This is a genomic window from Natronocalculus amylovorans, assembly GCF_023638035.1.
Classification (GTDB): Archaea; Halobacteriota; Halobacteria; order Halobacteriales; family Haloferacaceae; genus Natronocalculus; species Natronocalculus amylovorans.
Genome location: NZ_JAKRVX010000006.1, coordinates 83,336 through 97,417 on the forward strand (window position 1 = coordinate 83,336; position 14,082 = coordinate 97,417).

Annotated in this window: 19 protein-coding genes and 1 tRNA gene; 9 read left to right on the forward strand and 11 right to left on the reverse strand. The window is 51.9% G+C overall.

Translation table 11 applies throughout. The annotated features are described in order from the left end of the window. Positions 1-66 precede the first annotated feature (66 nt). From AArcSt2_RS13220 to AArcSt2_RS13235, 4 genes are all read left to right on the forward strand, one after another. Positions 67-819: an MBL fold metallo-hydrolase gene (locus tag AArcSt2_RS13220; protein ID WP_250585277.1), complete on the forward strand. Its 753-nt coding sequence runs from the start codon at positions 67-69 to the stop codon at positions 817-819. A gap of 171 nt (positions 820-990) precedes the next feature. Next, on the forward strand, positions 991-1,956 hold the full coding sequence (gene moaA, locus AArcSt2_RS13225; RefSeq protein WP_250585384.1) for a GTP 3',8-cyclase MoaA: 966 nt from the start codon (positions 991-993) through the stop codon (positions 1,954-1,956). A gap of 66 nt (positions 1,957-2,022) precedes the next feature. Further along, positions 2,023-2,244: a hypothetical protein gene (locus AArcSt2_RS13230; protein WP_250585279.1), complete on the forward strand. Its 222-nt coding sequence runs from the start codon at positions 2,023-2,025 to the stop codon at positions 2,242-2,244. Further along, complete coding sequence (locus AArcSt2_RS13235; protein ID WP_250585281.1) at positions 2,241-3,080, forward strand: beta-keto acid cleavage family enzyme; 840 nt, start codon at positions 2,241-2,243, stop codon at positions 3,078-3,080. The genes AArcSt2_RS13230 and AArcSt2_RS13235 overlap by 4 nt, the downstream gene beginning before the upstream one ends. A gap of 7 nt (positions 3,081-3,087) precedes the next feature. Here AArcSt2_RS13235 and AArcSt2_RS13240 read toward each other — a convergent pair whose 3' ends face one another. Beyond that, complete coding sequence (locus AArcSt2_RS13240; RefSeq protein ID WP_250585283.1) at positions 3,088-3,825, reverse strand: hypothetical protein; 738 nt, start codon at positions 3,823-3,825, stop codon at positions 3,088-3,090. 116 nt (positions 3,826-3,941) lie between these two features. Between AArcSt2_RS13240 and AArcSt2_RS13245 the strand changes: the two genes are divergently transcribed. From AArcSt2_RS13245 to AArcSt2_RS13255, 3 genes are all read left to right on the forward strand, one after another. Then, the gene (locus AArcSt2_RS13245) at positions 3,942-5,159 is read left to right on the forward strand and encodes a tripartite tricarboxylate transporter permease (RefSeq protein ID WP_250585285.1); all 1,218 of its coding nucleotides are present in this window, start codon (positions 3,942-3,944) and stop codon (positions 5,157-5,159) included. 79 nt (positions 5,160-5,238) lie between these two features. Beyond that, entirely contained in the window at positions 5,239-5,415 is a 177-nt protein-coding gene (locus AArcSt2_RS13250; protein ID WP_174654064.1) for an HVO_2753 family zinc finger protein, read from the forward strand. 2 nt (positions 5,416-5,417) lie between these two features. Further along, the gene (locus AArcSt2_RS13255) at positions 5,418-5,684 is read left to right on the forward strand and encodes an elongation factor 1-beta (RefSeq protein WP_174654063.1); all 267 of its coding nucleotides are present in this window, start codon (positions 5,418-5,420) and stop codon (positions 5,682-5,684) included. Between the two features lie 153 nt (positions 5,685-5,837). Here the strand turns inward: AArcSt2_RS13255 and AArcSt2_RS13260 are convergent. Together AArcSt2_RS13260 and AArcSt2_RS13265 are read right to left on the reverse strand one after the other, a co-directional pair. After that, positions 5,838-5,920: transfer RNA gene (locus AArcSt2_RS13260), tRNA-Ser, on the reverse strand. Positions 5,921-5,997: 77 nt separating this feature from the next. Then, positions 5,998-6,756, reverse strand: coding sequence for a glycosyltransferase family protein (locus AArcSt2_RS13265; RefSeq protein WP_174654062.1), 759 nt, complete (start codon positions 6,754-6,756; stop codon positions 5,998-6,000). A 67-nt stretch (positions 6,757-6,823) separates the two neighbouring features. Here AArcSt2_RS13265 and AArcSt2_RS13270 point away from each other — a divergent pair, with 67 nt between their 5' ends. Beyond that, positions 6,824-7,021, forward strand: a complete 198-nt coding sequence (locus AArcSt2_RS13270; RefSeq protein ID WP_174654061.1) for a hypothetical protein — start codon at positions 6,824-6,826, stop codon at positions 7,019-7,021. Positions 7,022-7,025: 4 nt separating this feature from the next. Here the strand turns inward: AArcSt2_RS13270 and AArcSt2_RS13275 are convergent, their stop codons facing one another. Beyond that, positions 7,026-7,661 carry a uracil-DNA glycosylase gene (locus tag AArcSt2_RS13275; RefSeq protein WP_250585287.1) on the reverse strand — a complete coding sequence of 212 codons (636 nt, stop codon included), beginning with the start codon at positions 7,659-7,661 and terminating at the stop codon, positions 7,026-7,028. A 109-nt stretch (positions 7,662-7,770) separates the two neighbouring features. On the opposite strand from AArcSt2_RS13275, the gene AArcSt2_RS13280 reads away from it, so the two are divergent. Continuing rightward, positions 7,771-7,929, forward strand: a complete 159-nt coding sequence (locus tag AArcSt2_RS13280) for a DUF7563 family protein (RefSeq protein WP_174654059.1) — start codon at positions 7,771-7,773, stop codon at positions 7,927-7,929. 1 nt (position 7,930) lies between these two features. Here the strand turns inward: AArcSt2_RS13280 and AArcSt2_RS13285 are convergent, their stop codons facing one another. The 7 genes from AArcSt2_RS13285 to AArcSt2_RS13315 form a co-directional block, all read right to left on the reverse strand. Continuing rightward, positions 7,931-8,155 (reverse strand): helix-turn-helix domain-containing protein, encoded by a 225-nt coding sequence (locus AArcSt2_RS13285; RefSeq protein WP_174654058.1) that lies wholly within the window; start codon positions 8,153-8,155, stop codon positions 7,931-7,933. A 207-nt stretch (positions 8,156-8,362) separates the two neighbouring features. Then, positions 8,363-9,235 carry a prenyltransferase gene (locus AArcSt2_RS13290; protein ID WP_250585289.1) on the reverse strand — a complete coding sequence of 291 codons (873 nt, stop codon included), beginning with the start codon at positions 9,233-9,235 and terminating at the stop codon, positions 8,363-8,365. Between the two features lie 86 nt (positions 9,236-9,321). Further along, positions 9,322-11,163 carry an FAD-binding protein gene (locus AArcSt2_RS13295; RefSeq protein ID WP_250585291.1) on the reverse strand — a complete coding sequence of 614 codons (1,842 nt, stop codon included), beginning with the start codon at positions 11,161-11,163 and terminating at the stop codon, positions 9,322-9,324. Positions 11,164-11,214: 51 nt separating this feature from the next. Further along, positions 11,215-12,099 carry a succinate dehydrogenase/fumarate reductase iron-sulfur subunit gene (locus tag AArcSt2_RS13300; protein ID WP_174654055.1) on the reverse strand — a complete coding sequence of 295 codons (885 nt, stop codon included), beginning with the start codon at positions 12,097-12,099 and terminating at the stop codon, positions 11,215-11,217. 6 nt (positions 12,100-12,105) lie between these two features. Beyond that, positions 12,106-12,483 (reverse strand): succinate dehydrogenase/fumarate reductase transmembrane subunit, encoded by a 378-nt coding sequence (locus AArcSt2_RS13305; RefSeq protein WP_174654054.1) that lies wholly within the window; start codon positions 12,481-12,483, stop codon positions 12,106-12,108. A 1-nt stretch (position 12,484) separates the two neighbouring features. Continuing rightward, on the reverse strand, positions 12,485-12,877 hold the full coding sequence (gene sdhC, locus AArcSt2_RS13310; RefSeq protein WP_174654053.1) for a succinate dehydrogenase, cytochrome b556 subunit: 393 nt from the start codon (positions 12,875-12,877) through the stop codon (positions 12,485-12,487). Positions 12,878-12,940: 63 nt separating this feature from the next. Then, positions 12,941-13,966, reverse strand: coding sequence for a succinylglutamate desuccinylase/aspartoacylase family protein (locus AArcSt2_RS13315; RefSeq protein WP_174654052.1), 1,026 nt, complete (start codon positions 13,964-13,966; stop codon positions 12,941-12,943). Between the last annotated feature and the right edge of the window lie 116 nt (positions 13,967-14,082).

Sequence of the window (14,082 nt, forward strand, 5' to 3'; positions counted from 1 at the left end):
TAGTAAGTCGGTTGTGCCCAATAGGGATGCAGAACGATTTAACAACTGGCGACAGCTGTCACTGATATGGAGGTTACATTCCTTGGGACCGGTGCTGCGATGCCGATCGCCGATCGCGTCCAAACCGGACTCCTTGTTTCAAACGCTGACAGACACCTATTACTCGACTGTGGAAGCGGAATCTTACACAGGCTCTCACAGACGTCAGTTGGGTATGAGGCGATCGACACGGTGTTGCTTACGCACCATCATCTAGACCACATTTCTGACCTGCTGGTACTTCTCAAAGCTCGATGGCTGGCCGGCGAAACAGCGCTCGAGATTGTTGGCCCACCAGGTACGGAATCGATGCTCGAACAGCTCCTTTCTGTCCACTCGTATCTTCAGGGACGTGTTGACCTTTCGATTCGAGAGATTGCGGCTGACGAACGAGTTACTATCTGTGGGTTTGGTGTTGATGCGATCGAGACGGTCCACTCTATGGACGGCTACAGCTATCGAATCGCGCCGGAATCTGATGGAGAGCCGGTGTTTGGCTACAGTGGCGATACTGAGGCACAGTCGTCGATCGCACAGTTCTTTGCTGGATGTCGTGTCGTCGCACACGACTGTTCGTTTCCGGATTCGATCGATGTCTCAAACCATCCAACGCCGACACAGCTTGGAGAAGCGTTCACAGACGCCGACGTCGATCGGCTCTACCTCACGCATTTATATCCACATACGGAAGGCAAACACGACGAGATGTGCCAGGCAGTATCGAATGGATTTGCTGGGGAGGTTCGAATCGCACGTGATGGGCTTCGAATTGAGATATAACTATCATATGGTACTATTCGACACTATCTTTTGCCGGTATTACCTCGCTTCGTAAGGACTACTGCTTACGTTACTGTGGTTCACACCCGCATGCTTAACCGTCGGAACAGATTGCTTCCGTATATGAGCCTGCCAGAACAGGAGTACTCCGCACAGCCTGGAGATGGGTCTGTGCTGTCGGATGACTTTGGCCGCGAAGTCACTGGCGTCCGCGTCTCGCTCACCGATCGGTGTAATTTCGATTGTATCTACTGTCATAACGAGGGGCTCGGGGATACCCGAGGCCCGATGGAGCCCTCTGACTCGGAGATGAGTACCGACGATGTGGTGCGGTTCCTCTCCGTTGCAGCAGAGTTTGGCGTGGAGAAGGTGAAGTTCACTGGTGGCGAGCCTATGCTCCGGCAGGATTTAGAAGAGATCATTGAGCGCACACCAAATAACATGGAGACCTCACTTACGACGAACGGCACATTCCTCCCCGGACGAGCAGAAGATCTCGCCGCTGCGGGACTTTCACGGGTGAATGTTTCTCAGGATGCGCTTGATCCGGACGCATTCGCTGAAATCACCAAATCGGGGGCGTACGATCGGGTCATGGAAGGTGTTGAGGCTGCACTTGATGCTGGATTAGACCCCGTGAAGCTGAATATGGTTGTGTTCAAACACACCGCAGGCTATGTTGAAGGAATGGTCAACCATGTTGCAGAGAATCCCGGCCTCCAGCTGCAGTTGATCGAGTATATGCCGGAGCTTACCGGACGACCCGATTGGAACATCGACATTCAGCGCGTGCATGACTGGCTTGCGGACATCGCAGATGAGGTTGAGCATCGGAATATGCACAACAGAAAACGGTACTGGATCGGTGAAGGAATGGTCGAAATTGTTGATCCCGTCGAAAATGCAAACTTCTGTGCGAACTGCCACCGTGTTCGGGTGACGCATCAGGGCTTCCTCAAAGGCTGTCTCAACCGAAATGACGATCTCAAGCCAATGGGTGAGATGACAGAGCCAGAGATTCGTGCTGCGTTTAGAGAAGTAGTCTCCAACCGCGTCCCATACTATGGTGAGTACATGATTCGAAACGGAGAAGGCGAATGGGAGTTCAATGATGAATATGTCGACGGAACCTGGTAGCTATTGATCAGGCAGTTACGGGCATGCCACTACGGTGTTCAATAGTATGGCGGTCGATCGGACAGTATGACTTCACAGTGTCCATTTTTAATATATCGTAAAGAGCATGGTGAGCAATCGTTTGATACAGCCCGTGCCTTTTGTACAGCAACAGACTCTTTTGTCCAACCAATGCGAGCCGATATCTGCAACAATCGCTACGGGCTCACGCATACAACAGACTGTGAAATATACGATGCCCACCAATCAACACTCGATACAGACGTTTCGGGTGCGGAGACAGAATGACGTACCAGTCATATCTTGATGGTGAACCTGTCATCATCACCGCGGCAGTTACTGGTGGCGTACATGGAAAAGAGGCAAACCCGAACCTCCCCGAAACACCTGCTGAAATTGCGGCGGCTGCTCGTGCATGTGAAGGTGCAGGTGCGAGCATCGTTCATCTGCACGCACGCAAAGAAAACGGAGAGCGAGCGTTTTCGACAGATGCGTTCCAGGAGGTGACCGATGCAGTTCGATCGGCGACGGACAACATCATCATCCAACACTCAACTGGCGGCACTGCAGCACCGGACGAGCTTCGGGTTGAACCGTTGTTGACGGATCCTGCACCCGAAATGGCGTCGCTTGACATGGGTCCACTCAACCGATACGGGAAGCTCACAAGCGAAAATACCCGATCGCTGGTCGATCGGTTACACGAAGTTATGCTCGATCGGAACATCAAACCGGAGCTCGAAGTGTTCAATGGCGGGCACCTCAACGAATCGTTGCGGATTATCGACGATCTTGTTGCTCCCCCGTACATCAATCTCGTATTTGGTGGTGGTACAACAACCATTCCACATCCGCGGAACCTGTGCACCCTTGCCGATACCCTCCCTCCAGGAACGGAGTTCAATATACTTGGATTTGGGCCACATCAACTTCCGATGACAACACAGGGCCTTCTCTTGGGTGGGCATGTTCGTGTTGGGTTAGAAGATAATTTGTACTATCGGCGTGGTGAGTTAGCAACAAGTAATGAGCAGCTAGTCAAGCGGGCCGTTCGGATCGCAACAGAGCTTGGTCGGCCGATCGCAACGCCCAAACAAGCGCGATCGATTCTTGGACTAAAATAGTACGGACTTATTTTGCAGTCTTGCCGGCAGCGATCGTCGGTGGATATGTCTCTTTTACATACTCTGAAAGTTCATCAACGATCCCAGGATCGTACGTCCAGAATCCGTAGTAACTCTGCGGGCTTCGTTGCTCTGCAAGCAGCGCTGCTTTTTCAACATCTGCACCTGCACCGTCAAAAATAACCCACCAGAACGATCGGACTTCATCGGTATCGCCCGTGTGAACATTGATGTGTGTGCTGATTGGTGGTACCCAATCAGCCGCTCCATAAATATACACATCAACCACAGGATCGAGTGCTTGGTAGAACGACCACTGGTCTTTCGCTCGAGAGAGTTCCTGAAACCCAACGTGCAGTCGCCCGCGGCCAACTCTGTCCGCTCGTTGTTCGATCGCTCGAGAGGCAACAATCATCCGCTCTTTGCCTTCAGACCGAAACATTGTATCATCGAGCCTTGAAAGCACTGATGGTCGTTCTAACACCGCGTTGTGATCAATGGCTTCCCAATTGGTCACATACTCGTAGACTGTCTCGACGCTCTCCGTTGCAATCACTGTCTCCCCATCAAGGAGCACAAGTGTATTTTCGTCATAGGCTGGATCTGCTGCGTACTCAACTGTCACGTTATGGACGCCGATATACTCAAGAACCGTCTCGATCGGCGCTAACCCACAGTTATAATTACATACCCGGAGCGTTTTGCGAAACGCCTCAACCCGATCCAACACCGTAGCGAGGGTCACTTCATAATATGTATACTGAATTGATATTCAATCTTTCTGCAATATCACTGGCACGTTGAACCTGGGCTGGTATTTAAATTGGATTGCATGTCCAGTAGCATGCATCGCACTAACCGATGATTTCACACCTCGAATTTGTTGTTCTATTCGTGTTTTGTGCAGGCTGTGGTGGACTTCTCGGAGTTCTGAGCGGGCTTGTGCCTGGACTTCACGCGAACAACTTTGCCCTACTTTTAGCAGCAATTGCACCCACCATACCGATCGATCCAATTTTTCTTGGTGCCGCAATGGTGACCGCGGGTGTTGTGCACTCATTCGTTGACATCGTCCCTGCGCTCACCGTCGGGGTACCAGATGCTGCAATGGCGATCGCTGCACTACCTGGCCATCGGCTCGTCCTTGCTGGCCGAGGTCGTGAAGCGCTTCGTATCTCTGCGGCTGGAAGCCTTTGTGCAGTGATTTTTGCACTTGTGTTAGCCATTCCGATTACATGGCTGATGATCCGATCGTATCCAATGATCCGTGCGCATCTATGGATCGTTTTAGCCAGCATTGTCTGTATCCTATTGCTCACTGAGCGATCGGTGCAGGCAGCAGTGGTTGCGCTCTTTTCATTTGGGCTTAGCGCAGCGCTTGGCCTCACAACACTCGATGTGGATCCATCTGCACCGCTTGGTGCAGGAAGTATGCTTATGCCGCTTCTCACTGGTTTGTTCGGCGCTCCTGTTCTGATCGACGCGGTAAACGGAGAAGGCGTTCCTCCACAGCACGGTTCACAGATTCTAATGGATCGAGCCGGATTTATCCAGACCGCAACAGCCGGGTCGATTGCAGGGGCAATTGTTGGATATCTACCGGGAGTCTCCGCAGCAATCGCAAGCGTACTGGCGCTTCCTGCGGTGTCAACGGATGATATCGATCGTGGATTTATTGTCGTGACAAGCGGCGCAAGCACCGCGAACACGGTTTTTGCACTGTTTGCGCTGTATGCGCTCGGCACACCCCGAACCGGTGTGATGGTTGCAGTCGATCACACCGATGTTCCACTCAATCTATTTTTGCTACTCCCTGCAGCGGTGTTTGGCGCGTGTATTGGGTTTTTGACTGTTATTATCGTTGGCGATCGATTTCTCGAAGCGGTTGGTTCGATCGATCCATGGCTGGTCTCTGTGGGCATTCTTGGACTACTCGTACTCTTATCGGGAGGGTTTGCGGGGATATTTGGTGTCGGTGTATTTGTTGTGTCGACGCTTGTGGGGCTCATCCCACCGCGATTTAACGTAAAACGTGTACATCTAATGGGTGTGCTTATCGGACCACTACTTTTTGGCTGATAACTATGAGAGATCAAATGACGCAATTGTTGGAGGGCGAAAGATAACGGTTAAAAGTCGCGCGCCGGTTGGTATACGTATGAGCCAGAGTCAACAGGATTCGCGACAATGTGTCTCCTGTGGGATTAACGTTGCCGGCATGAACGCTGCGTCGTTCAACTGTCCGGAATGTGGCACTGGTGTGCACCGATGTGCAAAGTGCCGCAAGCAGAGCAACCTGTACGAATGCCCAACCTGTAACTTCCGAGGTCCATAATTATGGGAAAAGTCGCAGCCAAAATGAAAGTCATGCCGAACAGTCCGGAACTCGATCTTGACGAGCTCCAAGACAAACTCGAAGCGTCCCTTCCAGAGGGTGCACAAATCAACGGTTTCGAGCGCGACAACGTTGCGTTCGGACTTGTTGCACTTCTCCCGACTGTGCTCGTCGCAGACGGCGCAGGTGGAACGGAGGCAGTCGAAGAAGCATTCTCATCTGTTGAGGGTGTCGAGAGCGTCGCTGTCGAAAACGTCGGCCGTATTTAATTAGCATCCGAGAACGCCGAAAAATCGGGTCATTTTTTGATCCGATTCGCTATACAGTGAGCGGTGGCCATCAAGGCATTGAAACAGACTTGTAGATCGCGCATTGTGATCGGATGATCGCAATCGCTCACAGATATGAGTAGTACAGAAATGCGGTGGGACTGGGATTCGAACCCAGGAGGCCAATGGCCACCTGCTTTCAAGGCAGGCGCAATAGTCCGCTCTGCCATCCCACCACGCATTACTGTATACAGGGTTGTCCCTTTAAGGGTTATCGATTATCGCCGATCGAATATCAATTGTAGCGTGTAAATTATCGGTCGAGAACGATTCGATCGTCTCCATCATCGTTCACAACCGCCAACCCAGTCTCATGAATAAAGGTTGACGTGTAGGTTGGAACAATTCGTTCTGCAGTAAATCGTGATCGGAGCATCGGCAGCGCCGAAAGCAGATCCGATCCACGTTCGATCACCGGCTGCATCGGAAGGAACTCTGTCTCGTAGTCGGCGTCTGCTGCACGATCAGCGAGCGTCTCAATCGTTGGCGGTGCATATGCATCTGCAAAATCGATCGGCTGTGTGAACCCAGCGTAGTAGACACGTCCATCTAGCGATGGGCCGAGAACAACGTCATTTGTTCGGAGCCGCATCGCTGCAGTGTCAATGACGGTTCGAGCCATAAGTGGGGCCGTACCTGGAACGGCTGCCACTGATTTTGCACCCTCTTCGCGCAGCAGATGTGTCACCGTATTTCCGATGCGCGCGGCTGTTGTCGATCCAACCTGTGGTTCAAATCGGACGTTGCTCACATCATCAAGCGTGTCCGCAACAATTGCACGGAGCTCTGCTTCAGGGTCGATATCCGTCTGGTACGCGTCTGGAATATCATCTGCAGGCTGGAAGTTGATAAGCAATTCACCACCTGATCGGGCAACTGAGAGGACTGTATCTCGAAACAGTGCTTCATACAGTTCAGCACTTTCGGCAGCAGTTAGTGGACTTGTTTCTGCTAACTCCGGAAGCACCAATCCCTCTCGTGGTGGTGATGCAATGATCGCGATAACAGTCATACAAAATGTTCGAACTGCGACACCCTTGAACCCGCTGTTTTAGGTTTGCTTGGATTGACGTCTTGATATGAACAGACCACTCCAGCAAGCTGTCGGATGGCTTGGTGTCGGTATCGTTGGCCTCTCGATATTCGCTGCCCTTAGGGGGCTCACGCAGGTTGGGGCCGAGCCAAATATAATAGCTGTTGCAGCCGTTGTTTGTATCTCGATCGTCGCGATTCTCAGCGGAGCCACAAAAACGCCCCGGGGCACACCATACTGGTAGCTATTTATCTGCTCTGTCTCCCTTTCGTCTGTCGATAGTCCCGGCTAAATACGTTCTCCATTACGTGTTTAATAAATGCCTCAGTATCAGCGTCTGACTGTGCATTTAGTTCACTCATTGGGAGGAGCTCAAATCCACGGCCACGAAGCGTTGTGGCGTGGGTCTCTTCGACTGACAATGAATCCGGATTTGTGGTCGTATAATCCATTGCAAGCGCTTTGAGTGCTCGATCACCGATTGGCACAAGCATCTGTGGATTTATCATCCGAATCTCGGCATTTAAAAACGGCTCACAAAGATCGATTTCATTGTCTGTTGGCGCTCTGTCAGGGTTCCGACAGCGGGTCAAATATGTGAGAAATGCGTTTTGGATATCCGGTTCTGTTGCGGTCGGTTCTGATCGGACAAAGCCCAACTCACCAAGGATATACTGCAGTCGCTCGCCTGCGTCATCCCCGGTAAACGGGACACCTGTTTCTTCAGCCGCCGCCGTTGGGTGCTCGCCGATAAAAAGAAACTCCGCTGCAACATCGCCATATCCGTGTACGATTGTCTCCCGCGTCTCACAGAGTTCCGCACAGTTGGTGCAGGCGGTATCCATACTGAATGGGTTCGAAAACTGTCTCTGATGTGCGTCCACAGTAGTCGTTCTGCGGCGATTCGTAAAATCGCTCCGCCTCCAACAACTAACTACTTGTATTCTGTGAATCTCCACAAAACTTATACAATAGTTTATGAATGTCTCTGATATGCCCGAATGTCAGAACTGTGGTGCATTCGTCACACAAGCGTATGCCCGCGTGTTCACACCGAATGGCATGGACCGTCCCCGCGTCTGCCCCCACTGTGAGGATCTAGTTAGAGATGGCGCTGGGGTTCGAAAAGCACGATCGACCAGAAACAACTAATTTACTGCGCAGATGGAACGTACTGGTCTGCGTTCTTTGCGACCACTCCACGTTTCTGCAACGTTTTCAGAATGCTGTACAGCGAAATCTTTTTCATCTGAAGCCCGTCTTGAAGTTCAGAGATCGTTGCGCCGTTCTGCGTTGAGAGATACAAATAGACCAGTTTTGCACGCGGTGACCGAAGCTCTGTTGGGAGCGGAGCAACGGGTTTTGCTTCCGTAATCATCTTCGTACATTCTTCTTATCTTCGACAATAATAAAACTGCTCTACGACAATCGACGAAACACTAATTTAGCCGAATTTTGATGTTTCAAGCGATCTATCGACCATCTACTCATATGTATGCGAGTTACTATGCTACTATATTCGGCTGATTATCGTGGATATTTCGACCGATGACGAATAACCTGATATTTAATGAGGAACTGGTTATCAGTAGATAATACATAGATATGCCCAACTGATGACCTGGGTAGTAACAAACAGGAGCATCACAAACACCGTCGGAAATGGTGACTCTTGCGCCGTATATTGTCGCGCGCTCCAAAATAGCAAGGGCGTTACAGCAAGCATTCCGATCGCGACGAACAGTGGAAGGCCCCCAATATAAATCGCAAGCGCGGTTGTCAGTATGATGCCGAGAACACCGCTGAAATACATTCGTTTGAGGCTGCTCGATGGCCACTGCGTTGCCAGCGTGAATTTTCCAACAGCCGCATCTGCTTGACGATCGGGCCACGTTGTTGCTAACAGATTACAGAACACAGCGCAGCCGAACGGTACAAAAAACAGTACTGAGGTGATCGGTACTGAACCATCAACAGCGATGCTCAAGCCGTACCATGGAAGCAACACGCCGCCAAGCAGTGCATTGTCGATCTCTCCTAACCCGTTCCACGCAAGCGGGTATGGCCCAACTGAGTAGCCCCAACCAAGCAGTGCGATCGTACAAAGCAGGACGCCAGAAAAGAGACTCACCACTCCCGTCACAACCCCGACTGTAATCAGCACACCTCCGAGAATCCCGGTTCCTATTGTCGCATACTTCGCTAGCTGTCGATCGATCGCCAACCGATCAAACGCCCCACTCCCACCGGAGAACCGGGTCCGCGTTGTGAGGCGATCGGTCTCATAGTCAGCATACTCGTTTGCGTAATGAACGCTCAGTGCAATCGGGAGGTAGACACCAAATCCGACACTGACGGAGACCAGTGACGGAGGGGCGACAGTATAGGTGGCAGTGCCGGCAAGAACTCCAATGAGATAGACAAATACCATTAACAAGAGTTGATCCGGGCGTGCCATTAGCACGAGGCCGTAGCTCGGTACAATAATCGTCCGAAAAAGCGAACTCGATCGTGATCGAGGCCGGGGTGACACGAGTGGGCCGATCAGTAGCTTCTGATTTTCGGCTCGTAGGTCTTTTCTTCGCCCTCAAGTATGACTGGCTTGTACCACAGTTCTGGTGAACCGTCGTTCCATGAAAGCATCGTGTGCTTAAGCCACTCGTCATCAAGCCGCTCTTGTGCTTCAGCACGCCAGTGAGCGCCACGGAACTCCTTCCGTGCCAGTGCGCCAACCGTAATCGCTTCTGCAAGGTCAAGCAGATTCTGTGTCTCGATCGTCTGCAACAGATCGGTGTTGAACGTCCGTGATGGATCAGAGACGGCAACCGATTGGTAGCGGTCGCGTGCCTCGCGGATATCTCGGAGCGCCTTTTTCAGGCCGTCTTCCTCGCGGAACACGTTGACATACCGCGTCATCGATTTTTGTAGATCCGATCGAACTTCGGAGTGATGAATGCCATCGCGTTCGAGTAGGTCTTCGATCTTGGCCTTCTCAGCAGTAACTGTTGCTTCAAGAATCGAATCGCCATCAGTTGCGCCACCTTCTGCGACTGCACCACCGTCTGCAACTGCATCGCCACGCGATCCTGGCTCTCCAAGTTCGACTGGACTGTCGATCTCTGCGAGTTCGTACTCGCCCCGTTTGCCAGTGGTGATCTTTGCGGTTTCCAGATCTGCACCGGCAGCATGTTTCCCAGCACGCTTTCCAAAGACAATAAGTTCTGGAAGGGCGTTTCCGCCAAGTCGGTTTGCTCCGTGAACGGATGCACATGCACACTCACCAGCAGCATAGAGACCGGAAACGCAGGTTTCTCCGTTCTCATCAGTTTCGATTCCGCCCATTGCATAGTGCTGACCTGGTTTCACCGGCATCGGCTCAACCAACCCGTCAACACCTTCGAAATCCTCTGCCAGGTGGAGGATGTTTTCGAGCCGATCGATGATCCGCTCTTCGCCAAGGTGGCGCATATCGAGGTGGACGTATTCGTCTTCAATTCCACGTCCTTCATTGACTTCCGTCAACTCTGCGCGGGAGACGACGTCACGGGAGGCAAGTTCGCCATCATTGTTTGCGTACCCATGCTCAAACATGAACCGCTCACCCTCTGCATTGTAGAGGATACCACCTTCTCCACGGACACCCTCGGAGATGAGCACACCGGTCGACGGCAGCGACGTTGGGTGGAACTGGATAAACTCCATGTCCTCAAGTGGGACACCAGCTCTGTACGCCATCGCTTGACCGTCACCAGTGCACGAGACTGCGTTTGTTGTATGATCGAATGCCTGTCCTGGGCCACCAGTTGCGAGAATAACGCCGTTTCGTGCGCGGAATCCAGATACCTCTCCTGACTGGACATCATACGCGACAACACCATGGCAGGTGCGATCCTCTGGTCGCTCCTCATCGGAGACGGCGAGGTTCAGCACGTGCCACTCATCGTACACCTGAACACCACTTTTGACCAGTTGCTCATACATCGTGTGAAGCAGCTGGTGGCCGGTTTCTGCACCTGCATACGTTGTTCGTGGGAACGATAGCCCACCGAACGGACGCTGTGACACGCGGCCATCCTCTTCACGGGAAAACGCCATTCCCCAGTGTTCGAGTTGAATTACTTCTTTTGGACTGTTCTTACAGAGCGTTTCGATCGCTGGGGCATCACCGAGATAGTCGGACCCCTTCATTGTGTCGTAGGCGTGGTCTTCCCACGAGTCGGCGTCTCGAAGTGCGGCGTTAATGCCACCCTCTGCTGCACCCGTGTGACTGCGGACGGGATGCAGTTTCGAGACGATAGCGACGTCTGCGCCCTCATTTTTAGCTGCGATCGCCGCTCGGAGGCCCGCACCACCAGCGCCGACCACGATCACGTCGTGTTCGTACATAATTATGTGTTCAAGTTAGGTTAGGTCTGGATACTCTTGAATTTTGAGTCGCTACCAGAATTTTAGGTTGCTTTTCACCGCTTCACGTTTGAGCTCTTGGATGTGCTCTGTGAGCGGGATGTCCTTTGGACAGACTTCCGTACATGAGAATTGGGTCTGACAGCGCCAGACACCATGTTCTTGTTCGATGATCTTGAGTCGCTCCTGTTTTCGGGCCTCACCTTCGCGTTCATCCATGGCGAAGCGGTAGGCTTTGTTAATTGCTGCTGGCCCGAGATACTGGTTGTCTCCGGCGGCAATGTTACATGAAGACATACAGGCACCACACCAGATGCACCGAGTTGACATCTTCACCTTCTCTCGGTTCTCTCGTGTCTGTCGTTGCTCTTCGAGTTCTCCATCCGGCAGCTCATCAGGATCGAAGTACGGTTCGATCGCATGCATCTGCTCGTAGAAGTGATCCATATCCACGACGAGGTCTTTGACAACATCTTGGTGTGGAAGAGGTTCGATACGAACTGGCTCTGAAAGCTCTGAAAGCTGCGTCTTGCAGCCGAGTTTCTGTGAGCCGTTTACAAAGAATGCATCCGAGCCACAGATTGCCTGTCGACACGAGTGTCGGAAGGTAAGCGATGGATCGTAATGGTCCCGTGCGTACATTAGCGCATCAAGGACAGTCATCCCTTTTGTGAACGGAACGTGGAACTCATCAAACCGTGGTTCCTGTTTCCCCTCAACTTCAGGGTCGTATCTAAAGACCTTGATATGGTAGGTGTCCTCAGCTTCTTTTGCTTTTTCAGCAGCTTCTTTCTGTTTCTCTGCGGCGGTTCGACGCTCTGCTTTCGCTTGATCGCGCCGTTGTTTGCCGACAGATGGTGCGGATTCTTCTTCCGCAGGCGATTCGGCTTCTTTTTGTTTTGGAACTTGTGTGCTCATGATAGGTTAGAACGGAAGGATTGTAATTCCGGCCCATGCGTTCGCGGTTCGAACCCCTTGGACGATGAGAATTACACTTGCAACGATCAGCGTCCATTTGATAATGGTCCGTTTCGTCCCTTTCAGGCCCTGATTAATCAGGGCGTTGTAGACACCATTGACGCCGTGGAATGTCGCGGTGACCAAGAACAGAATCATGAGCGAGTAGTATGCCCACGATTCCATTCGGGCACTTGAGAGGGCGAATGTTACTTCGTCTGCATGGTAGATGAAGTGAAGCAGGAAGAAGTGGAATGCGAGAACAACAACGAGGAATGCTGCTGTAATTCGCTGCCACAACCACCGTCGTCCACCTGGTCTAAACGAAGAGTAACGCTCTGCCATCTTAGAATGCCCCCGCAATGAACGTCGGTACCGATGCGACAGTGATCGCACCGGTCAAAATCAACGACGCGTAGAAACTCTTGTCCTGTGCCTCCAGCCCGATTCCTAGATCAACCATCAGAAGCCGCATCCCGTTGAGGATGTGAAACACCGCAACGGCGAGCAGACCAACTTCAAGAATTCGCACCAGAAGCAAGCTTTCGAGCGTCTGGATTGTATTCGTATAGGCTGCGTCACCTGCGAGTGCCGTCGAAAGCACAGCAATATGGGTAAAGAGGTATCCAACAAGCACCCAGCCGGTAAACTTGTGGAAAATCCATGCCCACATTCCTGCAGAGAACTCCCGCCACCGGCCGAAGTCCTCGATGAGGCCCCGATTGTACGACTGACTCATACTGTCTGTGACTCCGTACCGGGGTGGTATAGAAGTTACGCAGTTCGTCTGTCAATGCCTCGTTTAGGTTGCATCCCCATTCGGTGGTGTTTGTTCAAGCTCGACCACCCGACGTGTTGTTTCACCAAGCTCAACAAGATGACAGAGCGGATTGCCAGGATATACGACCGGGTTCTCCAGAATACCGACAAGAAGCCCGGTGAACGGTGCTTCAACCACGATATTGTCGTTCTTAAACGGATTGGTGATTGTACAGATCCGATCGCCTTCATGGACGAGTGCTCCACGTTCATAATGCATATCAACGATCCCTCCGACATCGGCACGGATCCACGTCTTTTCGCGATCGCCAGTGATGATTGTTCGCCAGCCAGGCCATCGAACCGCAGTCTGTTCTAACATCCCATACTCTGCGAAGACGCTTTCAACACCCGCAAGCGCATCATCAATCAGCGTGCGCTGGAACCGGTGTGCTTCCCCCATCTCGATCGTAATTGTTGGGACCCCCGCACGGGTTGCTTCCCCACGGAGCGTCCCATCCGGTCCTTCGCTGTCAAGAATAACGTTTGATCCGTATGCCATTGCAAGACGGTGTGACTTCACGTCTGCCATGTCTGCGCGCACGTGAAGCATATTGGTTCGCCCACGCGTTGACGTATGGAAATCAAGACCGATATCACATGGTTCAATAAAATTCTTGAAAATTCGATATGCCATCCGTTTTGCGCTTGTAGACGCTTCCCTACCAGGGAATGATCGATTCAGGTCCCGATCGTAGATTGGAAGATATCGTTGCTGTGCAAGAAATCCAGGAACATTCAACACAGGCATACAGACAAGCGTTCCTGCAAGGTCAGTGAGGTCCCATTCGTGGGCGACTTCCCTGACAACTTCAATGCCATTTAATTCGTCACCGTGTGCTGCTGCAGAAAGAAATGCTGTTGGCCCCGGCTTTTTACCATTGATGATTGTTACTGGAATTCGAACCGGATCACCAAGATACGTCTCGCTGATTCCGTATCGGATATTCTGTGTTTCGCCCGGAGAAACCTTCCCGCCATTATACGTGAAGGCCCCGTCATCGTTCATACCAAACACACTCGTGGCTCAATCATATAAACCCGTCCTCGTGAGTATCAACGTTGGTACGGGGACTGTTCACACTGTGTTCCGAGACCGGCACGCCTATCAACGAGTATTTGAAC